At 40.7% G+C, this 25042-nt stretch carries 23 protein-coding genes, 5 tRNA genes and 1 pseudogene; 3 read left to right on the top strand and 26 right to left on the bottom strand.

The features are described from left to right. Positions 1-4: 4 nt before the first annotated feature. The 3 genes from EP737_RS26655 to acpS form a co-directional block, all read right to left on the bottom strand. On the bottom strand, positions 5-133 hold the full coding sequence (locus EP737_RS26655; protein WP_281278922.1) for a hypothetical protein: 129 nt from the start codon (positions 131-133) through the stop codon (positions 5-7). Positions 134-416: 283 nt separating this feature from the next. Continuing rightward, entirely contained in the window at positions 417-1310 is an 894-nt protein-coding gene (locus tag EP737_RS23005; protein WP_410776877.1) for a LolA family protein, read from the bottom strand. Between the two features lie 209 nt (positions 1311-1519). Next, entirely contained in the window at positions 1520-1879 is a 360-nt protein-coding gene (gene acpS / locus EP737_RS23000; protein ID WP_129731413.1) for a holo-ACP synthase, read from the bottom strand. A gap of 82 nt (positions 1880-1961) precedes the next feature. On the opposite strand from acpS, the gene EP737_RS22995 reads away from it, so the two are divergent. Next, positions 1962-2537: a rhomboid family intramembrane serine protease gene (locus EP737_RS22995; protein ID WP_165350891.1), complete on the top strand. Its 576-nt coding sequence runs from the start codon at positions 1962-1964 to the stop codon at positions 2535-2537. A gap of 2 nt (positions 2538-2539) precedes the next feature. On the opposite strand, the gene uvsE is transcribed toward EP737_RS22995, so the two are convergent. The 4 genes from uvsE to EP737_RS22975 form a co-directional block, all read right to left on the bottom strand. After that, the gene (gene uvsE, locus EP737_RS22990) at positions 2540-3502 is read right to left on the bottom strand and encodes a UV DNA damage repair endonuclease UvsE (RefSeq protein WP_129731409.1); all 963 of its coding nucleotides are present in this window, start codon (positions 3500-3502) and stop codon (positions 2540-2542) included. A 259-nt stretch (positions 3503-3761) separates the two neighbouring features. Beyond that, positions 3762-5300: a degradosome RNA helicase CshA gene (gene cshA / locus EP737_RS22985; protein ID WP_129731407.1), complete on the bottom strand. Its 1539-nt coding sequence runs from the start codon at positions 5298-5300 to the stop codon at positions 3762-3764. Between the two features lie 525 nt (positions 5301-5825). Further along, on the bottom strand, positions 5826-7205 hold the full coding sequence (locus EP737_RS22980) for a UDP-N-acetylmuramoyl-tripeptide--D-alanyl-D-alanine ligase (RefSeq protein ID WP_129731405.1): 1380 nt from the start codon (positions 7203-7205) through the stop codon (positions 5826-5828). A gap of 50 nt (positions 7206-7255) precedes the next feature. Continuing rightward, entirely contained in the window at positions 7256-8335 is a 1080-nt protein-coding gene (locus EP737_RS22975; protein ID WP_129731403.1) for a D-alanine--D-alanine ligase, read from the bottom strand. Positions 8336-8656: 321 nt separating this feature from the next. Here EP737_RS22975 and EP737_RS22970 point away from each other — a divergent pair, with 321 nt between their 5' ends. Then, positions 8657-9529 carry a Cof-type HAD-IIB family hydrolase gene (locus EP737_RS22970; RefSeq protein ID WP_129731401.1) on the top strand — a complete coding sequence of 291 codons (873 nt, stop codon included), beginning with the start codon at positions 8657-8659 and terminating at the stop codon, positions 9527-9529. A 115-nt stretch (positions 9530-9644) separates the two neighbouring features. On the opposite strand, the gene EP737_RS22965 is transcribed toward EP737_RS22970, so the two are convergent. Beyond that, positions 9645-9902, bottom strand: coding sequence for a WGxxGxxG family protein (locus EP737_RS22965; protein WP_129731399.1), 258 nt, complete (start codon positions 9900-9902; stop codon positions 9645-9647). A gap of 204 nt (positions 9903-10106) precedes the next feature. Beyond that, positions 10107-10856 (bottom strand): type I methionyl aminopeptidase, encoded by a 750-nt coding sequence (map, locus tag EP737_RS22960; protein WP_129731397.1) that lies wholly within the window; start codon positions 10854-10856, stop codon positions 10107-10109. A gap of 87 nt (positions 10857-10943) precedes the next feature. On the opposite strand from map, the gene EP737_RS22955 reads away from it, so the two are divergent. Then, positions 10944-11138 (top strand): hypothetical protein, encoded by a 195-nt coding sequence (locus EP737_RS22955; RefSeq protein ID WP_129731395.1) that lies wholly within the window; start codon positions 10944-10946, stop codon positions 11136-11138. 513 nt (positions 11139-11651) lie between these two features. Here the strand turns inward: EP737_RS22955 and EP737_RS22950 are convergent. The 17 genes and pseudogenes from EP737_RS22950 to EP737_RS22870 form a co-directional block, all read right to left on the bottom strand. After that, positions 11652-12485: pseudogene (locus EP737_RS22950) on the bottom strand (MFS transporter); the annotation flags it as partial. Positions 12486-12662: 177 nt separating this feature from the next. Continuing rightward, positions 12663-13274, bottom strand: coding sequence for an alpha/beta hydrolase (locus EP737_RS22945; protein WP_129731391.1), 612 nt, complete (start codon positions 13272-13274; stop codon positions 12663-12665). Continuing rightward, complete coding sequence (locus EP737_RS22940) at positions 13274-14218, bottom strand: ring-cleaving dioxygenase (protein ID WP_129731389.1); 945 nt, start codon at positions 14216-14218, stop codon at positions 13274-13276. The genes EP737_RS22945 and EP737_RS22940 overlap by 1 nt, the downstream gene beginning before the upstream one ends. A 39-nt stretch (positions 14219-14257) precedes the next feature. Continuing rightward, positions 14258-14866 (bottom strand): flavin reductase family protein, encoded by a 609-nt coding sequence (locus EP737_RS22935; protein ID WP_129731387.1) that lies wholly within the window; start codon positions 14864-14866, stop codon positions 14258-14260. A 22-nt stretch (positions 14867-14888) separates the two neighbouring features. After that, the gene (locus tag EP737_RS22930) at positions 14889-15827 is read right to left on the bottom strand and encodes a ring-cleaving dioxygenase (protein ID WP_129731385.1); all 939 of its coding nucleotides are present in this window, start codon (positions 15825-15827) and stop codon (positions 14889-14891) included. 116 nt (positions 15828-15943) lie between these two features. Further along, positions 15944-16342, bottom strand: coding sequence for a DoxX family protein (locus EP737_RS22925; RefSeq protein ID WP_129731383.1), 399 nt, complete (start codon positions 16340-16342; stop codon positions 15944-15946). Positions 16343-16533: 191 nt separating this feature from the next. Next, a complete protein-coding gene (locus tag EP737_RS22920; RefSeq protein WP_129731381.1) occupies positions 16534-16977 on the bottom strand; it encodes a MarR family winged helix-turn-helix transcriptional regulator in 444 nt (147 codons plus the stop codon). 540 nt (positions 16978-17517) lie between these two features. After that, on the bottom strand, positions 17518-19320 hold the full coding sequence (gene glmS / locus EP737_RS22915) for a glutamine--fructose-6-phosphate transaminase (isomerizing) (RefSeq protein WP_129731379.1): 1803 nt from the start codon (positions 19318-19320) through the stop codon (positions 17518-17520). 491 nt (positions 19321-19811) lie between these two features. Continuing rightward, positions 19812-21158 (bottom strand): phosphoglucosamine mutase, encoded by a 1347-nt coding sequence (glmM, locus tag EP737_RS22910; RefSeq protein WP_129731377.1) that lies wholly within the window; start codon positions 21156-21158, stop codon positions 19812-19814. A 29-nt stretch (positions 21159-21187) separates the two neighbouring features. After that, positions 21188-22432, bottom strand: coding sequence for a CdaR family protein (locus tag EP737_RS22905; protein ID WP_129731375.1), 1245 nt, complete (start codon positions 22430-22432; stop codon positions 21188-21190). Continuing rightward, positions 22425-23252 (bottom strand): diadenylate cyclase CdaA, encoded by an 828-nt coding sequence (gene cdaA / locus EP737_RS22900; protein ID WP_129731373.1) that lies wholly within the window; start codon positions 23250-23252, stop codon positions 22425-22427. Before cdaA ends, EP737_RS22905 begins: the two co-directional genes overlap by 8 nt. Positions 23253-23361: 109 nt before the next feature. Continuing rightward, positions 23362-24261 (bottom strand): arginase, encoded by a 900-nt coding sequence (rocF, locus tag EP737_RS22895; protein WP_129731371.1) that lies wholly within the window; start codon positions 24259-24261, stop codon positions 23362-23364. Positions 24262-24535: 274 nt separating this feature from the next. Continuing rightward, a tRNA-Ala gene (locus tag EP737_RS22890) sits at positions 24536-24608 on the bottom strand. Positions 24609-24611: 3 nt separating this feature from the next. Beyond that, positions 24612-24686, bottom strand: a tRNA-Gly gene (locus tag EP737_RS22885). Between the two features lie 11 nt (positions 24687-24697). Then, a tRNA-Lys gene (locus EP737_RS22880) sits at positions 24698-24770 on the bottom strand. 4 nt (positions 24771-24774) lie between these two features. Further along, positions 24775-24849 (bottom strand) — tRNA-Gln (locus EP737_RS22875). A gap of 106 nt (positions 24850-24955) precedes the next feature. Further along, a tRNA-Tyr gene (locus EP737_RS22870) sits at positions 24956-25040 on the bottom strand. Positions 25041-25042 lie beyond the last annotated feature (2 nt).

The following is a 25042-nucleotide window of genomic DNA, read 5'->3' as shown; positions in this document are numbered from 1 at the left end:
CCTTTCATTTAAAGAACACTTCCCTTATACGATATGCGATGCTTATTCTTATATATTCACGTTTTTTTGCATTTGTAATTCCTTCTTGATTATCGACCTGCTGCACAGCGGTTGTCAATGATATTGCTGACAAAAAAGGAAAGGATTTGTATTTTGGTATACAGAAATATTTATAAAGAAAACTCGCCGATTGGCGAGCCCTGCCTTTGGGGCGAAGACAGAGGCGTAGTTGCACTTATACTGTATTCCTAAAATTTCTCACTACGTCGAATGGGCTTCCTGCTAGAAATTTATACTTTCTTACAGTGTAAAATAGGATGATGGTTGTTTCCTTTTTTGTCTTGGATCCAATAGCTTGTCTAGAATAAACTCCTTCAAAAAAGCGCGGCAAGTTACCCTGCCGCGTTTTTTCTTCTCTATTTCGATGACTTTTCATAGACGGAACGCGCCACCATAAGGAGCTCTTCCTGCGTCAAGCCTTTGGCTGCAAGCATATAATCTACCCCATTATACGACCATGTTACGGAATCCTCCGTCAATGCTCCTACAGTAAAGCCTAAATCTACCGGCTCGCCACTTACAGAAATAGCCGTGCCAGTTGCAGATACTCGTGCTTTTTCCTGAATTAAAGTAAAGGACTTTTTATTGCCATTGTACGTGACAATAACACGCTTACCGCTGGAGGTTTGCAGTTCTTTTTCTTCTTTACGTTCCATTCCTTGCGGTACATCGCTTGGATATAGGACAGAGAATGGTTTATCCTGTTCCGCTGTTGTTGGTACCTCCATTTGTGCACTAGACATATTACGTTTCGTATCAAATGCACCCTTATCAAATTTTGCATCAAACTTTACATTTGAAAAATCCACCTGCACAAGTACATTTTGATCAGGATCCATCAATTTGACTGAAACAGGTGCTAAATCCTTTTTACTGAAGGTAATCTCTTGCTTTGGAATCACATTATTATTTTGATAATTTGTTTTTGTTTCAAACACGTAGGCTTTATCTGTGCTTTTAAATACTGCATCTTTGTCTTTTAACACATCTCGAACAAGTGACTCGAATAAGTAAGCCTGACTGCTATTTTGCGGCCAATCGCTTTGAAAACGGAAGCTTTTGTTTAAAGCAGGCGTTAATACAAACACACCTTCATCGTTACGCAAAATAATTTGGCTTTGATCCTTTTTCGCATTCTTTAGATTCACGCGATAATACGAAGGCTTGCTGTGCCAAATCTCCACACTATATACCTGCGGCTCTGTACCAGTTTTGATTGATAGCTCCGCCTCCGCCCGATAGCTCTTCATATTCTCTACCTTTGCTTTTAAATCTGAGATAACATCCTCCTTGGTTTTCTGTCCACAGCCAGCCAAAGCAACAATCAGTAAAAGTCCAAGCAGTAATGGTAACAGCTGTTTTCTCATTCCTTCAACCCCTTTGTCTCATAAGTAACTGGAAGGCGATGCCTCCCCTGCCGCTACTCAAATATATGAGACAAGAATAGGGAATATGCAGACTAGCTTGACGGGCTTTCGATAATCACCTGCGCCACAGCAAATTGTTTACTGTGACTAATGGATACATGAATTGTATAGGGAGAAGCAGCATGTAACACTGGTTTTCCTCGCTCATCATTATCAACTTCAATATCTAAAAAACTAAGGTCCCTGCCAAATCCAGTTCCAACCGCTTTCGCATACGCCTCCTTAGCAGCAAACCGTCCTGCAACAAACTCCGTCCTCCTCTGACCACGCAACTGCTCTGCCTTCTCTCGCTCCCGTCCCGTTAAAATCCGATCCAAAAACTTTGGCTGTGCCTCTACCAGCTTTGCAATTCGGTCCAGTTCAATAATATCGATTCCCGTTCCGATAACCATGGTTGTACCTTCCTTCTTCTAATTCTCTTTTTCCATTCATACTGTAGAATAGCAGAGACAAACAGCTTTGTACAAAAGGAGGTTGGAATTTGATTTGATTGTACAGTCCCGTTATTTGCCGATTCGTCTTCCTCCCGTCACTGTCACCATACTAGCAATACAGATAACGACTTGGTGCTTTTCCCGTCTGCTAATTCCGCTTGGGACCGGCTGTAACTCTTGTATAGCCGCGGGGGAATGGTGGCGATTCCTAACACCTGTGTTCCTTCATACAGATTTTTCTCATTTGCTTTCCAATTGTCTAAGTTTATTGCTACTGGGAGCATATCTTGAGCCTCAGCTTGGCAAATTGCGATTCTGTTTCCTGTTTCTTTTTACAGGGATTTGCGGTAATATAGCTACCTATTTTCTCATGCCTCTATCCTTTATACATGTAGGAGCATCCGGCGCCATTTTTGGCTTGCTAGGAATGCAGCTGTATCTTTTCTATCTGCAAAAGCGGCGTTATACAAAACAACATTTGACTGTATTCATTCTGCTGCTTCTGTTCTTAGTTTCTATGACCTTCCTGGAAAATTCGGTAAACATTGCTGCTCATTTAGGTGGGCTACTCTCCGGGGGAATTCTGTCGCCGTTTTTTACAAAAGAATGGGGCTAGCTCTATTTGATATAAAAGCTGGCCCCATCTACTATTTCAATATCATTCTGTTTTTGCATATCCTGCATAAGCTGAAACAAAGCCTCATCCTTTTGCTTTGCTTCAATCATACAGTCGACCTGCGAAACACTTCCCTTTATTTCACGTAAAAACGTTAAAAACATGGCAGGGTCAATATAATCGGCATGAGCACGCGGATCCCTTTCGTCACGCGGACTTGAGATATGCATCTTAATTGGCAATGCAGAATGCTTCCATGTCTCAACAACCCGAGGCCAATCCTCACGCCAATCCAAGCTACCATCATTGGTAAGGTGATGGTGATAATCAAAAACTACCGGAACAGCGAGCTTTTCCCCAAGATACAATGTCTCATGAAGAGTAAATGTTGTATCATCATTTTCAAGCATAATCATGTCCTGTATTCCCCTTGGAACATCGCCCCAGTTCATAATAAATTGCTCTAGCGCCATCTCTTTATCAGAGTAGCCGCCGCCTACATGAAGAACACAGCGGTGCTTCGGATCAACACGCATTCCTCTTAAAAGCCGGTAATGCATACGCAATGTCTTTAAGGATTGCTTTAAAATATCTTCACCAGGAGAATTCAGCACAACAAAATGATCTGGATGAAAATCAACACGCATATTATGCTCCTTGATATAAGATGCTAGCGCAAGCAACTTGTCCTTTAGCGGTAAGATGTAATCCCAACCTGGCAGTTCCTTGTGATTAGCTAATGGAATAAGCTTCGAGCTAAAGCGAAAAAACGCGATATCATGACCAGAATTATGCTTTAACAGCCGTAAACAATTCTCTAAATTCGAGTTTGCAATCCGTTCAAGCTTCCGGATCGCTGCATCCCGATCCTTCAAACGCTGAAATTGTGCAAATGTCATCGTTTGAGACGGTGAGGCATTTTGAAGATGAACACTCATAGCTACATAACCAAGTCGTACGAGCATACAATTCCTCTTTTCCTAGTAGCGTGTATGTAGTATTCCCCCAAAATATAAAGAAAACTCGCTGATTGGCGAGCCGTTAGGCGAAGACAGAGGCGAAGACAGAGGCGAAGACAGAGGCGTAGTTGCACTTATACTGTATTCCTAAAATTTCTCACTACGTCGAATTGGCTTCTGGCTAGAAATTTATACTTTTCTTACAGTGTAAGAAAAAGCAAGAAGCCCACACGAATCGTATGGGCTTCCTTCAACATATTCTATCTTACAATTGCTTCGCTACAGGCGCTTTACGGCTGCGTCCGTCTCCGCCACGTCCGTCATTACGGTCTCTTGAAAAATCCTTGCGAGGACCGCCTTTACGGTTTCTTGCTCCACGATCTCCGCCACGGTCTCCGCCTCTATTGCGATCTCCACCGCCTCGGTTACGATCTCCACCGCCTCGGTTACGATCTCCGCCTCTGCCACGGTTTCTATCTTTTGAAATGACTGGTGGCTCATCAGTTAATTGAACTGGTGTTGTATCTGGCTCTTTTGTCATAAGCTTTAATGCAGCAGCTACTACAGCTACAGAATCATTTTCTTCTAACAGCTCTTCAGCCATACGTTTGTAGTAAGAAAGATTTTCCGTTTCTAACACGCTCGCCAGCTTCTCGGCAATCAGACGTTGCTGTCCTTCTAACGCTTCGTCTAATGTCGGTGGGGTCATACGGTCAATCTTACGGTTTGTTGTACGTTCGATATTTTTCAGCTGTCCGAATTCACGCGGCGTTACAAACAGCATCGCAATTCCTGTTTTTCCAGCGCGTCCTGTACGGCCAATGCGGTGTACATATGATTCTGGATCTTGCGGAATATCAAAGTTGTATACATGTGTAACGCCTGAAATGTCTAAGCCGCGAGCAGCTACATCAGTTGCTACAAGCACTTCAATGGAACCTTCCTTAAACTTCTTCAAGACAGAAAGGCGCTTAGCTTGAGACAAGTCACCATGAATTCCTTCAGCAGCATATCCACGCAGGTTTAGTGCCTCAGATAATTCATCTACACGACGTTTCGTGCGGCCAAAAATAATAGCTAATTCTGGAGATTGAATATCCAGTAAACGAGTTAAAATATCAAATTTCTTCTTCTCTTGCACTTCTAGATAGAACTGCTGAATGTTTGGCATTGTTACTTCTTTTGACTTAACTTTAATAATTTTAGGCTCTTTCATGAAGCGCTCAGCAATGCGGCGAATTGGCTCTGGCATTGTGGCAGAGAACAATAATGTTTGATGCTCTTCTGGAACATCACTTAAGATAGACTCAATATCTTCAATAAAGCCCATGTTCAGCATTTCATCCGCTTCATCTAGGACAACCGTTTCAATATTTTGTAAACGAAGTGTTTTGCGGTTAATATGATCTAAAATACGTCCCGGCGTTCCGACGATAATATGAGGGTATTTCTTTAAAGAGCGAATTTGGCGGTTAATATCCTGCCCACCATAAATCGGTAAAATGCGTACGCGCTTATGGTAGCCGATTTTGTATAACTCTTCAGATACTTGAATTGCAAGTTCACGTGTAGGGGCAATAACAATCCCTTGAATTGTATCAGATCTTGTATCGATTTTATCTAAGAGCGGCAATCCAAAAGCCGCTGTTTTTCCCGTTCCTGTTTGTGCCTGACCGATAATGTCTGATCCTTCAAGCGCTGTTGGGATTGTTTCTGCCTGAATTGGCGTCGCTTCTTCAAAACCCATTTTTTCTACGGATTTGAGCAGTTGTTCACTTAATCCTAATTCTCTAAATGTTGTCAATGTTTACTTCTCCTTTTCTCTTTCGTATTGCTGTCTACTGAAAAAAAGACATTCCCCGCGCCGCAGAAAATGCCCTTAGCTGATATTTCCCAAAGTCGAACTTTTCACTTATGATAACGGGCAAACTCCATTTATAAATTAAATATTGGAAAATACGAACTCTCATGTACTTTACCCATTATAAGTTTTGCCGTTGGAAAAAGCAAACTCCTTCTTCCATTATTTCGAATAAGGGCATATTAATCTGCTTTTCAGTCCCTGAATAATCTCAGGTAGCCTCTTTACTAAGTATTGTCTCATTTCATATTTATAATCCATCCACCGCATTCTTTTTACAAATTAAAACAAGCATAGGGTCTATTGAGAAATGCCCATTTCATTAGACAGATTGCCCATCTTTATATGCACAGATGCTTATATCGTACTCACAATATCCTCTCTTTATGTATATTACGAAAGAAAGTATATCATGCCTGGGACTCAAAAACAGCAAGACTCTAGCCGAGTCTTGCTGCTTCCTGTCCCCTATCGCAGCCCCGCAATCACTTCTTCAAGTCGCATGCCGCGAGATGCCTTCACTAACACAACATCCTTCGCACCCACAAGCTCTTTTAAGTCTTTCACCAAAGCTTCTTTATCATCATAAGCCTTCACACGATGACTACCAAGGTGCTCAGCCGCTCCCTTTGCAATATGCCTCCCTAAATTACCATACGTAAATACGTAATCAATACGAGCGGGGTTAATGCTTTGGCCAATTTCATAGTGAAACTCCACCTCTTGATTACCAAGTTCCAGCATATCACCAAGAACAGCAATTTTATGAGAAAAGCCTTGCAGTTCATCCATCAGCAACAGCGCTGCTCTCATCGATGTCGGGCTTGCATTATAGGCATCATTAATAACCGTCAAGCCATTGTCCGTCTTGATAACCTCCATACGCATGCCCGTCAGCTGCAACTGCGCTAACCCTTGCTTCATCTCTTTCCATGTCACACCGAAAAATTCCGCAATTGCCATACATGCTAGTGCATTGTATACATTATGCTTGCCGAGCACAGGCAAGAAAAAGGACAGGGCTGGGGCATGATTGATTGTAAACGTCGTACCTGTTGCATCTAGAGCGATAGAAGTTGGATAGTAATCATTCACTTTTTGATTACCAAAGGCTGCTTTGGTTACCGGTAAATCTATCATTTCATTCACTCTTGATGTGAGCAGCGGTTCATCACCGTTATAGACAAGCAAGCCGCCCTCCTGCAAGCCGAGCACAATTTCTAGCTTTGCCTCCGCAATGCCAGCACGTGAGCCCAACTCCATTAAGTGTGATTCTCCAATGTTTGTAATAATAGCAGCGTTCGGACGAGCTAATTTAGATAGAAATTCAATTTCACCGCGTGCCGACATGCCCATCTCAAGCACAGCCATCTCAGTGTCCTCTTTTAGACGCAAAATCGTAAGAGGGAGACCGATATGGTTATTGAAGTTACCTTCTGTTTTTTGCACCTTAAATTTCGTACTCAATAAACTCGTAACGATATCCTTTGCCGATGTTTTCCCGTTGCTTCCTGTCACCCCAATGATTTTGACATCTAATTGATCCCGATAGCTTCTTGCTAGCTGCTGCAACGCTGCTAATGTATCATCAACAAAAATAACCGGTACATTATCAGGGGGGTTCTGTACATCCTGCTGCCAAAGAAGTGCAGCTGCACCATTCTCTAACGCAGACTGCGCAAAAGCATGCCCATCAAAGCGTTCACCTTGAATGGGGATATATAAATTACCGCAGCTTATTTTACGCGAATCAATAGACACTCCCTGGATACGTACATCTTCCCATTTTGCATCTAAACCATTTCCGTTTACCATTTGCTGAACCTGAGATAACGATCTTCCAATCATAAAAACTCTCCTTACAGAAAGGAAGCACTGCGAGCAGGGCTTCCTTGTTTTTAAATAGTATATTTAATTTTTTGCTTTTCTTCATACCGTTCAATTGCCAGCTGTACAAGCCTTTCAATCAGCTCCGGATAAGACATGCCGGATTGCTGCCAAAGAAGAGGGAACATGCTGAACGGAGTAAAGCCTGGCATTGTATTTACTTCATTAATATACACGTTTCCTTCCTTCGTTAAGAAGAAATCTGCTCTCGTCAGGCCTGCTCCGTCAAGTGCCTTAAAAGCTTGAATTGCATATTCTCGGATTGTCTCATATTCCTCCTGCGTTACCTCTGCTGGAATCATAAGAGCTGTATCGCCATCTATATATTTTGCCTTATAATCGTAAAATTCCTTCTTCGGTGCAATCTCCCCAACAACAGAGCATTGTGGGTCATCGTTACCAAGTACGCCAATTTCGATTTCGCGGCCTGTAATATTTTCTTCAATAATAATCTTCCGGTCAAATTGAAACGCTTCTTCAAACGCAGCCTCTAGCTCCTCGCGATTTTTACACTTGCTAATCCCTACGCTAGACCCTAAGTTAGCCGGCTTTACAAAGCATGGATAGCCTAAAGCTTCCTCAACCTTGATGTAAACGGCATCGCGCTCCTTTTCCCATTCACTGCGAATGAATGAAACATAATTCGCTTGCGGAAGACCTGCCTGCGCAAAAATATTCTTCATCACAACCTTATCCATACCAGCTGCAGAAGCTAATACACCATTTCCAACATAAGGGATATTTAAAAGCTCTAACAAGCCTTGTACTGTACCATCTTCTCCATTTGGACCATGAAGCAACGGAAACACAACATCAACTGTATCTTCTTCCGCAGAAGACGGTGCAAGCTCACGACTCAATGAGAATGGAGATACCTTCTGACCTGTACCTTCCATTTTGAGAACATTTACGTCTTCAACTTCCCCCTGTAAACGCTCGCCCTTGATCCAAGCTCCCTGCTCTGTAATATAAATAGGATATACCTCGAACTTTTCTGTATCCAGCGCTTTCGTAACAGCAAGAGCCGTTTGCAGCGAAACTTGATGCTCTGCAGATTTGCCTCCATATAACAAACCTAACTTGATTTTCATACAAAAACCACCTTAATCATTTTTTTCATCTTTCTATTGTAGCACTTTTTAGGAAAATAGATAGCAACTGTTTCAAAGGGAGCAATTGATTTTACATTTCGACCTAGTCATCCACCTACGTCAGTATATGAGCATCCGCCCTTATCGGTTCCCTCTTCCTGATGATGCACTTGGCTTGCGTTTCTCCAACTTACCGTAATTTCCCACAAGCTTAGTAAAACATTTCACAAAAGATAACGCATACAATAGAAACAATTTACAAAGGAATAGTTACTATCTCAAAAACTATCATGTATGATAGGTAAGTAAGGAGGGATTACTATGAAACTAATAGCTATTGATATGGATGGCACCTTGCTATCTCACGATTTACAAATTTCGGAACGCAACATGAATGCTATTCAACAAGCTCAGCAGGAGGGGCATATCGTAATGATTTGCTCTGGACGGGCAAAGGATGATCTTTCAGGGCTGTTACAGCACTATAACCTATCCCTTCCTCTTGGGACAAGCAATGGAGCTGTTGTATATGTAAACGACACATTGCTCCAAGCTTCCTATATAAACAAAGCAATCGCACTGCAGACAGCGCTGCACCTTGAAGCAGAAGGTTTTCCATATAAAGTGTACACAAATCAAGGGATTTATGTACCAACCAATTGGAACGAAAATGTAATGCGTACATGGCAAGCGGCTGGCTCACAATCTTATAACTTTACAATAGAAGATTTACAGAAAGTAACTGAGCAGCAGTTGCAAGCTAATGTCATTCGTTCTTTTGACAACATATCCACCCTTTTTTCATCCGATGAGTTGCAGGTAGAAAAGTTTTTCATTTTAACATTGGATGATCAAGTACGAACACAGCTTCTAGAGCATCTACAAACAGTAGAAGAAATTGGCATTACTGCCTCTGCACCGACAAATCTAGAAGTAATGAATCAAAACGCTCATAAAGGGAATGGCTTACGAGCAATGGCTAAACACTTCGGCATCCCGATGGAACATACCGTTGCAATCGGTGATAATTTTAATGATGTTCCAATGATGCAGGCAGCTGGCCTTTCTGTTGCAATGGGCAACGCAGAACAGGAAGTAAAGGATTTATGTGATGCTGTCACCCTCTCCAATGAAGAGCATGGTGTAGCACATGCACTCGAAACTTATATCTTACAAAAAACAAAACAGTTGTAAGTAAGAAGGGCCTTTCCTTATAAGGCTGTTGAAAAAAAGGGGGAGCGCAAAGCGCCCCTCCCTTTTTGGCAAGTTTTCTATAGAAGAACAACATCTTTGGTGACGTTGTTCCCTATTAACGAGCTTCTCTTTCTCTTTCTCTTCTTCTAAGGCCAAGCAAGCCCGCTAGTCCTAATAAACCGATCCACTCCCAATCAAAATCGTTATCATTATTGATATCGTCTGTTGTTGTAGTTACATTCCGAGTTACAACCCCATTATTGTTATAATCCCTATTTGTATTATTGTTATAATCTTCAGCATGGACAGGTATACCAAAAACTACTACAGTTAAAACCAAAGTACACAAAAGCGAAGATAATTTTTTCTTCATGATTTCCCTCCTTTCTCAGTAAATAAAGTTCCCTAACTATCCAAAACATATGTGAAAGTTATTTCAAAAGAATTAGATGAGGTATCAATTTTTGACGTTGGCTCTAAATCTAAAGCAGATGATAAAGATCCTTACATCATAAAGAGGAGGAAGTGCTTTGCACTTCCCCCTTTTGCCAACAGCCCCATGACAGAAGGCTTTCTTTTACTCTTGAGCTGTTAACAATAGCGGCCCTTCCTCTGTTATTGCAATCGTATGCTCATATTGTGCGGACAATGACCCATCTACTGTTCTGGCCGTCCAATTATTATCATCCATTTTCGATTGCCATGCACCAATATTAATCATCGGCTCAATCGTAATAACCATACCTTCTTTTAACCGAACACCTCTCCCAGGTAAACCAAAATGCGGAATATGGGGCCCTTCATGAATTGTTGGACCAATACCATGCCCCGTAAAATCTCTTACGACAGAATAGCCCTTTGGTTCCACATAGGATTGAATCGCATGACCAATATCCCCAATGCGATTCCCTGCCACCGCCTGTTCAATCCCTTTATATAGGGCTTCCTTTGTAACCTGCAGTAATCCCTCTGCCTCTGGGGAGATACGGCCGACTCCGTATGACCAAGCTGAATCCGCCAATGCGCCCCCTAGGTTTACAACCATATCAATTGTCACGATATCTCCTTCTCGCAAAGGTGTTTTTCGCGGAAAGCCATGACAAATTTCATCATTAATAGAGGCACACGTCGCATACGGGTAGCCCTTATATCCCTTTTGCTCCGGCTTGGCTCCATGCTGAAGCAAAAACTTCTCTGCTATGCGGTCAAGCTCCATTGTTGTAATACCAGGCTCAATCAGCTTTGCCAGCTGCTGATGACAAGCAGCCAGCAGCTTCCCGGCCTCATGCATAAGAGCAATTTCTCGTTTTGTTTTTAATGTAATCACACAAACACTTCCTAACAAATTTTTACTTCTATCTCTCCTTGGACAAGCATAACATAGTACAAAATAAGAGAAAAGCAGGAGGAAACGATGGAGAATGTCTTTTCCTATGTCGCAGGTGCATTTGCGATCATTTTTATTGTATTGGTAACGCTACTGCTATTTCCCTTTTTCCCCATGCTGGCATTATGCTTCGTAATTGCCTGCATGCTTACCACTGCCATTATCGTAACCCTCACCCCCGAAACGGATGAAGAAAACGGAGTTGAACGCATGAAGGCGTAGACTCCGTTTTCTTGTGCCTAAAGTCCCGCATCACTAGTGCCTTACATACTTTTTTCTTTCATACATTTCCTCATAACCCCAACTGTTCCGTGCAAACTATTATATGAAAAGTAAGAAAGGAAAATCCACCCTGGACGACTTGATTAGCAAAAGAAATGAAGATTGGCAATGAAGTATTCTTTATTTATAATAACCCACATTCTTACGTTCAAATTTGCAGCCTCCAAAAATAAAGGTCGCGTACTGAAATAAAACTATATAATAGAAGGAACCAAATTCTAATCCCCATCCCTTTCCTCACCTATTTCTTGCTGTTTATTTAAAGGCAAAGTCTTAAGATCATTCCTAAAGTTCTTTCTGTTTGGCTACATCCTTATTTGTTAAAAGCAAAAAAGTGTAATCGCTTTAATTTATTGATTTATGCAAAAAACCAAAATTAATCGATTACACTTCTAAGTATATGGCACTCTAGTATAGAGTCTTTATCTTAATCAATAGTTCTAAATTATCAATTTACTTTGCTGAAGCCCCAACCGTATTTAAATCGTTCTGGTTATCTCGATTACCATAGGTACGGAAGTAATGTTCTAGCTCCTCAAGTGTGCGTCCCTTAGTTTCCGGCAAGTATTTCTTCACAAAAGCGATAGCTACAAATCCAATAAGCGCAAAGGAGAAGAATGTTGCGGACAAGCCAATCTTATCGAGCAATATCGGGAATAACAGACCAATACAGAAATTCGTTATCCAGAGGAAAAACACGCTAATACCCATACCTAATCCGCGCAACCGCAAAGGGAATATCTCCGAAAGTGTAACCCATAATACTGGCCCAATAGCTCCCTGCATGAAAGCTAGAAATGTGACTGTTAGAGCAAGCATAATATACGGAAGTGAGGCAGATCCCTTAAGTACGAATGAAAATATTCCAATGAGCAAAAGTACTAGTGTAGTTCCTGTCAATCCAGTCAGCATCATTGATCGACGGCCAGCCTTGTCAAGGAGCCAAATACCGACTAAAGTTGCCAAAACTGAGATTGCACCATTGGCGATGTTTCCAATCAATGCAGCGGATGTCTCAAATCCAGCATCTCTAAGAATTTCAGTTCCATAATACATAATCGAGTTAACACCCGTAACTTGCGATACAACACCAACTCCAATTCCGATAAACACAATGCGACGTATCCACGGTACTGATAAATCTTTAAAAGTAGCTTTATCCATTTTTGATTCCTCAGCTAAAGCAGCCTTAATCGCATTGAATTCCGATTTAGCTCGGTTTTCATCTCGTATCTGTCTTAGAATACGAAGTGCATCATCATCTCTCCCCTTAATTATAAATTGGGGATATGTGCCTTCCTAAAGTACAATCACGAGAACTTGCCAATTGGTAAACATTTGGATGAAGACAGCAATGCTACTGTGATCAAATTGGTTTACAGCTGGAAATTCATACTTTCTTACTGTGTAAAATATGAAAAGTCCTCCCTTTTATAAAGTGAGAGGACTTGAATAATACTTGTATTATTTAATAAATAATTTTTGATACCAAATTGCTGCAGCTTCGACTTCTTGAGGCGTTAATTGATGCCCTCGATCCTCCCAATGTATCTCTACATTGGCATGAGCCTTTTCTAATAACGATTGTAGTTCCCCAGATTCCATCGGAGAGCAGATTGGATCATTTGTCCCAGCTGCAATAAATACAGCCTTACCTGATAAATCCGGAAGATCAATTCCTCTTCTTGGTACCATAGGATGATGAAGAATGGCACCCTTCAATGCATTCCCATAATGAAATAATAGACTTGCTGCTATATTTGCTCCATTTGAATAGCCAATAGCTACTACATTTTCCCGGTCAAAACCATATGTTTTTGCTGCTTCATCAAGAAACTCGTTTAATTCTTTTGTACGAAAGACAAGATCTTCTTCATCAAAAACTCCTTCAGCCAATCTTCTAAAGAATCGAGGCATTCCATTTTCTAATATATTCCCACGGATGCTTAATACGGAAGCCTCATCATCAATTCTTCCTGCAAGAGGCAACAGGTCTAATTCGTTGCCACCAGTACCGTGAAGCAATAATAGCGTTGGTTTTGTTGGATCAGTTCCCTGATGAAATAGATGTTTCATTATTTATCCCCCTCCAGAACGCGAACCTCCACAAGAGGTAAGGTTTCTTCTAATTCTTCTCTTTTTGATTCTAACCATGATGGCAGCATGAGTTTTTTTCCAAGTGCATTTACTGGTTCATCCACTGCAAAGCCTGGCGGGTCGGTTGCTATTTCGAAAAGGATGCCTCCTTCTTCATGAAAATACACTGCTTGAAAGTAGTTTCGATCACGAACTTCTGTTGGATAATATTCTTTGTCTTGGAGAAGCGATCTCCATCTTACAAGGTCTTCTTCATCCCTTGCTCTCCATGCAATATGGTGAACCGTTCCAGCCCCCATTAAACCACGAACGGAAGGAGTCAACTTAATATCAATGGTATTTCCAAGATTCGCATCTGCCCTAAATCTAAGAAAGCCTGATTCATCTCCAATACATTCAAGACCCATTATGGTTTCAAGTAAATCGGCAGTTTTATTAGGCTGGGCTGAAAGTAAAGTGGCCCCACCAAACCCTTTAATGGCATGTTCTGCTTGAACTCCTCCAAAGTTCCAATTATTTATTGGTCCTTCATTTCTTTCTACCAGTTCTAGTTCGAGTCCATCGGGATCATTAAATTTCAAATATTTTTCACCAAAGCGAACGGAAGAACTAAATTCAATCCCGAATTTTTGCAAGCGTTTCTCCCAAAATTGAATTGAGTCTGTTGGAACAATGTAACTAGTGACTCCTACCTGACCAGTTCCAATTCGGCCTTTTAATTGTTTAGCCCATGGAAAAAAAGTGATAACAGTTCCTGGTTGACCAGTTTCATTTCCAAAATAAAGATGGTATACTTCTGGACGATCAAAATTAATGGTTTTTTTAATAAGTCGCAACCCAAGTACACCTGCATAAAAGTCCATATTTCGTTGAGCATCGTTCACCATCGCTGTAATATGGTGGATACCTGCTGTTTTTTGCATGTTTATCCTCTCCATTTATCAATGGGATTTTATAAGGAGCTATTTAGGTCTTTCGATTTCAAAAATCTCACCAATCTTAGCGTAATGATTTCCAGCCAAGCGGCTTATGGCAGCTAAGCCGCTTGGATCAATTCTTCCATTTTCATAAATGTCATCTTCAATATGAAATTGAACAACCTTTCCTATAATAAAGTCACACCCTGGTGTCTCTGTTCCTCCCAATTCCAAGGAATGCTCCAATGAACACTCCATTCGAATTTTCGCTTCCTTTACACCTGGTACAGAAATCTTTACACTTTCTACGGGAGTTAAGTTAGCTAACTCTATTTCACTTTGATTCGCCGGAAGGCTTGCAGCAGTTTTATTTACTTTTTCAACATTTTGTTCGTCGACGATATGGACAACAAATTCTTTCGATTCGATGATATTTCTCGCTGTATCCTTTTGTATCCCCGATGAACGTTGGATAGACAATGAAATCATAGGAGGATTGGATGACACGATATTGAAATAACTGAATGGTGCACCGTTCAAAATACCGTCTTTTGAAATTGTTGTCACGAAAGCAATTGGTCTCGGAACAATACTGCCTATTAGCAATTTATAATTTTCTCTTTCCGTATTTTGGGATGGATCTATCGAAAGCAAGGAAATCAATCCTTTCATAAAATTAGTCTAATTCTCTTACTTCAAATGGTAACAACACTCGTTTAATTTGCTCTCTATGCGTTTCATATTGTTCAGGCAACATCAACTTTTCTCCCATAGTCGCTTGTGATTCGTCATGAGCAAATCCTGGAGGATCAGTTGCAATTTCAAAAAGTATTTCGCCATGCTCTCTAAAGTAAATCGCATTAAAGTAGTTTCTATCTCGAACAGAAGTGACACCATATCCATTCGCTGCAACATACTTTTGCCAGTCTAATTGATCTTGGTCATCAATAGCCCGCCAGGCAATGTGGTGCACTGTCCCAACGCCCATTTGTCCACGTCCAATAGAAGTTAATTTAAGGTCAATAATATTTCCGATATCAGCAGTAGCACGATAACGAGCGAAATCTCCTTCTTTACCGACTAATTCAAGCCCCATTACTTTTTCCAACAATTCAGCGGTTTCGTTCGGCTGTGCTGATAATAATGTAGCTCCCCCAAAGCCTTTTATAGCAACATCCGGTGTTACATCCCCGAAAGTCCATGTATTGACTTCTCCTTCTTCTCTCTCCACAATTTCCAAGTGAAGTCCATGCGGATCATCAAATTCCAAATACTGTTCTCCAAAACGTTCCATTTTTGTGTAAGAAATATTAAATTTTTCTAGTCTACTTTCCCAGAATTCCATGGCACCCTTTGGAACAACGTAAGAAGTGACACCAACCTGACCGTCACCAATGACTCCTTGATGAGCTCCTGCCCATGGAAAAAATGTAATAATTGTTCCTGGTTTTCCACCTTCATTACCGAAATAAAGATGATACGTACCTGGATCGTCAAAATTTACAGTTTGTTTGACTAAGCGCAAGCCTAAAACTCCAGCATAGAAATCTACATTCTCCTGTGGGTGACCTACAATCGCTGTGATATGGTGAATACCCATCGTTTTTTTACTCATTTTGTACACTCCTTTTTTTATCAAAAATTTTAATAACTTATCTTATCCCTTTGATACAGTTAAACTTATATCAACTATAACAATTTCTAATTAAAGAATCACTAATTCGAGACATTTTAGAATAAAAAGGCATCTAAAGCATATTGACCAGGACCCGTTAAAGCTACGCCAATCGCTACTACCAGCAACGTTAGATTATATTCATACCCATTTTGTGTTGCCCATAATCCATTTGGACCGTGGACCTTAACAATTGCCATTATCATTGTTGCAGCAATCATAATACCAGCGAGAGGTGTAAGGAGTCCTGCTGCAAATAAAATCCCTCCTATAAGTTCGGCTAAACCTGCGAAAAGAGCCATGGTCACACCTGGTTTAATACCAATTGATTCCATCCATCCTCCTGTACCCTTTAATCCATAACCACCAAACCAACCAAACAGCTTTTGCGCTCCATGACCAATAAATAATACGCCAATTACCAATCGAATTATTAATAAACCAACATCCATCATTTTTATATCCCCCTTAAAATTTGCTATATCTCGAATTCGAGACTTTATACCTGAAAAATTCAGACTCATGCTTTTATTCATTTTGGATACTGTTAAAACGTATAGTAAGCTAATATTTATTTCTTTTATCACCTTCTCTTCACTTATCACTAAATAAGATATTACTAATTAGAGATATTTGTTAAAAATTTTTATAATCCTTGAGCGTGATATCCTAATTTTTTTAGCTGTTCAATCATTTTCTCTTTCTCATTAGGATCCAAACCGCCAAATATTTGTTGAATTGCCTCTTTATGCTGAGGAAAAATGTTACTTAATAGCTCAGCACCTTCTGAAGTAATTGATGCAAACGTAACACGGCGATCTTTAGGACATGGTTTTCGTACTAAGAGCTGTTTTTTTTCTAACTTATCAACCACATACGTAATACTACTGCTTGCCAGCAATATTTTTTCACCAATCTTTTGTATAGGTTGATCACCTTTATTAAATAGTAACTCCAGAACTGCAAATTCAGTTGGGTTAAGTCCGTATCTTTTTATGTCTTCTTCGACACGTTTTGTTACTGACTGCACTGCTCGTGATAGTACAACAAATAACTTTAAAGATAAATCCTCATTATTAATTGAACTCAAAATTATCAATCCCTTTGCAAATTATCTCGAATTCGAGATTTATTATATAATTACTAAATTCGTATGTCAATAAGGCATTTTAATCTTATTAAAGTATTCTACCTCATTGATTGAATTATACTTAGCAGCTTTCGTAAATTATCTCGAATTCGAGATTTATTATATAATTACTAAATTCGTATGTCAATAAGGTAATTTTAATCTTATTCAAGTATCCTGCCTCATTGATCGAATTATACTTAGCAGCTTTCGTAAATTATCTCGAATTCGAGATTTATTATATAATTATCGAACTCGTGTGTCAATAGTACAATATATTTGTCCCATTCAAATTTATTAACATATTTCGGGCAAGATTTTTTAAACAAACCTTATTTTAAAATTCCATTGATTTCAAATTATTAGATAGTAGATAAAAATAATTAGAATTAGAATTGAGAGCAAAAGAAAAAGTGTCAGTATTCACCGACACTTTTCTTATCATAAAACAGTACCCAACTTTTTTGTCTTTCAACAAATTTTGTTACAGCTTAATAACTATTACTCAACCGTAACAGACTTCGCCAAGTTACGTGGCTTATCTACATCACACTCACGATGTAAAGCCGCATAATACGAAATCAGCTGCAATGGAATTACAGATGCAAGCGGGCTCAACATTTCATGAACAGCTGGAATGACGAAACGGTCGCCTTCCATTTCCAAGCCCTTCATAGAAATCGTGCATGGGTTCGCACCGCGTGCTACAACCTCTTTCATGTTTCCGCGAATACCAAGGTTTACGTGCGCTTGTGTTGCAAGCGCAATGACTGGTGTTCCATTCTCAATGAGTGCAATCGTGCCATGCTTTAACTCGCCACCTGCAAAGCCCTCAGCTTGAATGTAAGAAATTTCTTTCAATTTCAATGCGCCTTCTAGCCCCACATAGAAATCCACACCGCGGCCAATGAAGAAGCAGTTGCGCGTTGTTGCAAGGTACTCCTGTGCAATTTTCTCCATTTCTTCTTTTTGACCACAAAGTACTTCCATAGCATTTGCGATAATTCCTAGTTCTTTTGTTAAGTCTAAGCCTACAGAATGGCCCTTTGCTTTTGCGATATCTGCTGCCAAAATAGCTAGTACGGCAAGCTGCGCTGTATATGCTTTTGTTGAAGCTACTGCAATTTCAGGACCTGCATGCAGCAATAATGTATAGTCAGCTTCACGGGATAATGTAGATCCCGGTACGTTTGTAACTGTAAGTGACTTATAGCCCATTTCATTTGTTTGTACAAGAACCGCACGGCTATCTGCAGTTTCACCGCTTTGTGAAATGTAAATAAAGAACGGTTTTTCTGTTAACAATGGCATATTGTAGGAAAACTCACTCGCTACATGCACTTCTACTGGAATCTTAGCAAAATTCTCAATGAGTTGTTTACCTACAAGACCTGCGTGATAACTTGTTCCCGCTGCAATGATGTAAATTCGATCACTTTCTAAAATTGCATGGCGGATATCCTCGCTTAACTCAACTTCTCCGGCTTCATTACGGTATTTGCTGATGATATTGCGAACAACGAGCGGCTGTTCGTCAATTTCTTTTAACATAAAGTGCGCATATGTTCCCTTTTCAATATCACTTGCATCAAGCTCTGCCGTAAAAGGAGCGCGTTCAACAATGTTGCCAGCTAAGTTTTTAATCGTAATGCTGTTTTCTGTAACAAGAACCATTTCCTTATCCATAAGCTCAATAAATTGGTTTGTCACCTGCAGCATAGCCATTGCATCACTAGCTACTACATTGAAATTGTCACCAACTCCGACTAGAAGAGGGCTTTTATTTTTAGCAACGTAAATGACACCAGGATTTTCATTATCAAGCATTGCCAATGCATAGGAGCCGTGAAGCAGCTTTAATGTTTGACGGAAAGCTTCTTCTACACGAGCTCCTTCCTGTACATGCTTCTCAAGAAGCTGAACGATGACCTCTGTATCTGTTTCACTTACAAAAGTCACATCTTGAAGGTATTCTCTCTTTAACAGCTCATAGTTTTCAATAACACCGTTGTGAACAAGCGTAAAACGCTGTGATGTGCTTTGATGAGGATGCGCATTTACCTTGCTGGGCACACCATGCGTCGCCCAACGTGTATGACCGATTCCGATGCTCGCCTCAATCGACGTATCCACAATTTCGCGAAGCTGTGCAATACGTCCCTTTTCCTTAGACACAACAACACCGCTATTTGATTGAACTGCGATACCAGCTGAATCATAACCGCGATATTCTAATTTCTCTAACCCTTTTAATAGGATTTCCTTTGCATCCTGCCCACCAATAAAGCCTACAATTCCACACATGTTCGAGTCGCCGTCACATCGACTTACTCTCTAACAAAACATTCTCCCCAAAACAAATAATCCGACACAAATAAACATAAAACAACAGGGTCGCGTGTATCCTCCGTTGATACACACACTTTGCTAGAGCCGGTAAGCCGGTAACGGCTTCACCTGCCTCTCTTTAATTTAAATGATATTCCCCCGTCCTTCTTCTGCATCATATTCTCACCTTTGTCCAAGAAGTCACCCTCCTGCTTTAAATAAGAATTTTCGGTTGTGATGAGCAACCGGGAGTCATCCGCCGAAATCTCGATAAAACTCCTCCTCGTCAACTACACAGCTTGTAGTTCTGGCGCTTTGGAAAATTTTATAAACCCAGAAAAAAGAACAAGATAATCGTACTGTAAAATAGTGAGTAGCGTCAATGAAAATTTGAATGAATATAACAAATACTATGCAAAAAGGACCAAAATAGTTCCTCTTGGCATAGCATCTGTCAAAAGAAATGATTATTCAACACCCACCTCTTGCTTTACAACCTCTACGATACAATTCACATATTCTTCGCACATTTCTTGTGTTGGTGCTTCAGCCATAACACGAATTAACGGCTCTGTACCAGATGGTCTCACAAGGATGCGTCCATTCCCTTGCATTTCATCCTCCACAGAGCGAATCACTTCTTGTATACGAGTGTTTTCTAATGCTTGTTGCTTATCTCTCACACGGACATTGACTAATAACTGCGGAAATTTTGTCATTTCGCTTGCAAGCTGTGATAAAGGCTTCCCTGTTGCTTTCATAATATTCACAAGCTGAATGGCACTTAACATACCGTCTCCTGTTGTAATGTAATCCAGGAAGATGATGTGCCCAGATTGCTCCCCGCCGAGATTATAGCCGCCCTTACGCATTTCTTCCATAACATAACGATCGCCTACCCCGGCTTGAACACTCTGAATCCCGTTTGCTTCTAACGCCTTGTAAAAGCCAAGATTACTCATAACAGTGGAAACAATTGTGTTTTTCTTTAATCTTCCTGTTTCGTTCATATATTTTGCGCAAATATACATAATTTGGTCGCCATCTACAATCTGGCCATTTTCATCTACCGCAATTAGACGATCTCCATCACCATCAAATGCGAGACCAATATGTGCGCCCTTTTCTTTCAGGAATGCAGCCAATGTCTCAGGATGTGTAGAACCAACACCTTCATTGATATTCACGCCATTTGGAGATGTCCCGATTGTCGAAATATCAGCCTCCAAATCAGCGAACAAATACGGCGCTAAAGAGGAGGTTGCTCCATGTGCGCAATCAAGTGCAACATGCAAACCAGAGAAATCCTCATCAATCGTTTGCTTTAAATATTGCAAGTATTTTTGTCCACCTTCAAAATAATCATTCACCTGTCCAAGCTCTCCGCCAACAGGACGTGGCAGTTCATCTATCTCTTTATCAAGCAAAGCTTCTATTTCTAGTTCTTGTTCATCAGATAGCTTAAAGCCATCCGGACCAAAAAATTTAATTCCGTTATCTTGAACCGGATTATGGGAGGCGGAAATCATCACCCCTGCTTGTGCACCCAATGCTTTTGTCAGATAGGCTACACCTGGCGTAGAAAGAACCCCCAATCGCATAACCTCTGCCCCAATCGACAGAAGACCTGCTACAAGCGCTCCTTCCAGCATATGTCCTGACACCCGTGTGTCGCGTCCGATTAGCACTTTAGGACGTTCGGTATTTTTTGTTAATACATATCCACCGAAGCGTCCAATTTTAAAAGCTAATTCCGGTGTTAATTCACTGTTAGCAACCCCGCGTACACCGTCAGTACCAAAATATTTTCCCATCTTTTCAATCGCTCCTTTATGCTTTCAGCTTAACTTTTGTCCACAATTTCTACTTTTGCATTTTTTTGCTTTAGTTCGAATGTTATATTGTCTGGACCGCTAATTTGAACAGCCACATCATGTGTGCCCGGTTCAAGATTTTCTACATTTACAGAAACCTGCACATCCGAAGGATCTAGTTTTTCTATGCTTTCTGATTCTCCAATTGCATCAACACTGACTTTTCCATTGCTTGGGTCAAGAAAATTCAATTCATATGCATCTTCGTCTAGTCCTGTTACTTTAATTGGGATATCATCTAGAGTACGCTGTTCTGGCTCTGGCTTATCAGCCTGTACGTTTACAGTTACTTTTACTTTAGCTGGAGCAATGCTAATAGCTCCCTTTGGCACAGCAACAGCTGCATCGAATGTAACAGTGTCTGTTATCTGACTTAAATCCACAACAACATCCTCTAAAGCTTCTAGACTATCTAGTACTTCCTTTGGACCATATACCTTGATTTCAGTCGGATCCATTGTAATGTTCTTGAGTGTTAGCCCTTTTTGCAGTTCGCCCTTCTGCGTTATCTTGATTGGAAGTGTTTTTTCTGGGGTTACAACAGGCACTGTAACATTTACAACAGAAGGATTTGCTTGTAAATTCAAAGTATTTCCAGACTTATCATATATGACTATCTTTGCTTCCTTTGTAAAGGTTTCGTTTACACCTTTTAAATCTATATAAGCCCTAACAGCCCCTACTTGTTCTAGCTGCGCTTCAGTTCCGGCAATTTCAATAAAGCTCGGCTTCACAGTAGCCTTTTCTGCTACATATCCTGACTTCATCTGATTTTTATTTAAATATCCAACTTCTACGGGGAAAGCCTTTGTTTTCTTTGGTTCAATCGTTACTCGTACTTTGGCAGGCTGTAATTTCACCTTTAAGCTATCTGGAATACCGTTATATTGCAAAGCAACCTCATACGTCCCTGGCTCATAGCCATGAAGATTTGTGAAAACCTCAAATTGTTCCTTCATCTTTGTTTGAAGAATAGACGTATTAGATCCCTCCAAAGTTATATCGACACTTTGTGGAAGACCGGTGACAACATATTTATCCTGATCATAGTATGCCTCCACCTTTACGTCTTGAATTGTTTCAACAGCATCTCCTAGCGGAAGAGCAGAGGTTCCTTGAGGCTGTTTATCCAGATTAGCAACCATATATAACATAAGAGCAAGCAATAGTGCAATACCCCTAAGAAACCAATGGTTATCCATTAATTTATCCATCTCGTTTTCTCCTCCAGTTCCATAAAGATGCGGAAGAGGTTTTTATACTTCCTGTCGTCAATTCCTTTGTCAACATTTCTTGGAGCTGTGCCGGCTTCAAATCCCTGTGAAGCTCCCCATTTTTGGTAAGTGAGATATTTCCGGTTTCCTCAGAAACGACAACTGTCACACTGTCAGTAACCTCGCTTATTCCAAGAGCTGCCCTATGTCTTGTACCAAGCTCCTTTGAAATAAATGGACTTTCTGAAAGGGGCAAGTAGCAGGCTGCCGCTTTTATCTTATCATTGTGTATGATAACGGCACCATCATGGAGCGGGGTGTTTGGAATAAAAATATTAATAAGCAATTCAGATGAAACATGTGCATCCATTAAAATACCCGTTTCTATGTAATCGCTCATACCCGTTTCCCGCTCAATTGAGATAAGAGCACCTATGCGACGTTTTGCCATATACTCAGTCGCCTTTACTACTGCCTCCAAGAAGACCTCCTGCTCCGTTTCCACTTGATGACTGCTGCGTGAAAATAGACTTCCTCGTCCTAGCTGTTCCAGCGCTCGTCGCAGTTCAGGCTGAAAAATGATAATGACCGCAAGAAAGCCCCAAGGCAATGTTTGCTTCATCATCCAATAGAGTGTATTTAACTCTAAATAATAGCTGAGAATGCTCACTAAAATAATGACTGTAATCCCCTTTAAAAGCTGCACTGCCTTTGTGCCGCGGATTACAAGGATTAACTTATATATAACAAACCACACGAGGGATATATCTACAATATTAATGAGATAAGTTTTGAATTCACTTATATCTCCTAAAGACATATTCTTACCCTTCCTCCATGAACACATATTTACAATAACCAAGTAATTATACCATAACAACAGCATGCTTACAAAGAAAGGGAAAAGCAAATAAAACCGCTTTTCCCTTTCACTTTAACTTTTCTCCAAATAATGAGCCCATTAACGCAACTGCTGTAATAGCTGTTTTATTCTTCTCATCTAAGATAGGATTTACCTCTACAAACTCAGCAGATGTAATAAGTCCTGACTCGGCAAGCATTTCCATAGCAAGATGCCCCTCTCTGTAACTAAGCCCTCCAATCACAGGAGTCCCTACTCCAGGCGCATCGTGTGGATCCAATCCATCTAAATCTAAGGATAAATGAACACCATCAGCATGCGATAAATAGCGAATTGTCTCCTCCATAACCGCCGCCATTCCCAAACGATCGATTTCATGCATAGTGAACACCTTAATACCCTCTTTGCGGATAAACTCTTTCTCTCCATCATCAAGGGCACGGGCTCCAATAATGACAATGTTCTCCTTTTTTACTTTTGGACAGATTCCATATAAATTTGTAAGAACAGCATGACCATATCCTAAGCTTGCCGCTAAGGGCATACCATGGATATTACCGGAGGGTGTAATTTCTTCTGTATTTAAATCCCCATGAGCATCGAACCAAATAACTCCCAGATTGTTATAATGCTTTGTAACTCCAGCCAATGTACCGATAGCAATGCTATGATCTCCTCCAAGAACAACAGGAATACGCTTGCGTTCTAACACATTATCCACTTTTGTAGCTAGCTCTGTGCACACCGTCACAATTTGCTTTAGGTTTTTTAGCTTTGGATTCTCATCTAGTTCACTTCGATGCGGACGCTCCACACGTAAATCCCCTAAATCCTCTACATCATAGCCAATCATCTCGAGCCTCTCAATCATACCCGCATAACGAATAGCACTCGGCCCCATATCCACTCCTCGCCTTGTTTGACCTAGATCTAAAGGAACTCCAATCACCGAAATTTCCTTCCCCATATGTCATCCCCCTTATCTATTTACTAAATATTCTAAATGTTTATTATTCTATGATTCAACTCAACATTTTCTTGTATACTTATCCGTTACAAAATAAAAAACTCGCCAATTGGCGAGTCCTGTTCTTGAACGAAGACAGAGGCATAGCCCTACTTATACTGTATTCCTAAAATTTCCGACTACGTCGAATTGGCTCCTATCTAGAAATTTATACTTTCTGACAGTGCAAAAAAGCCTTAAATCTTTTCCGATTTAAGGCTTTTCTTTATAAATATGGAGCCTAGCGGGATCGAACCGCTGACCTCCTGCGTGCAAAGCAGGCGCTCTCCCAGCTGAGCTAAGGCCCCGTATGGAGCGGAAGACGGGATTCGAACCCGCGACCCCAACCTTGGCAAGGTTGTATTCTACCACTGAACTACTTCCGCATATTTTCATGTGAGCCATGAAGGACTCGAACCTTCGACCCTCTGATTAAAAGTCAGATGCTCTACCGACTGAGCTAATGGCTCATAATGGCTGGGCTAGCTGGATTCGAACCAACGAATGACGGAGTCAAAGTCCGTTGCCTTACCGCTTGGCTATAGCCCATTGGTGAAACTCCAATTTATTTCCACACAATAAAAACAGGCACTGTTACATAGCCCATCCCTTGTACATATAATAAACAAGTTTCAAACATTATATTCAAATAAAGTGGTGGAGGGGGACGGATTCGAACCGCCGAACCCTGAGGGAGCGGATTTACAGTCCGCCGCGTTTAGCCACTTCGCTACCCCTCCGA

Source organism: Ectobacillus funiculus (genome assembly GCF_004138295.1).
Classification (GTDB): domain Bacteria; phylum Bacillota; class Bacilli; order Bacillales; family Bacillaceae_G; genus Ectobacillus; species Ectobacillus funiculus.
This window is presented reverse-complemented; position numbering and strand designations above follow the sequence as displayed.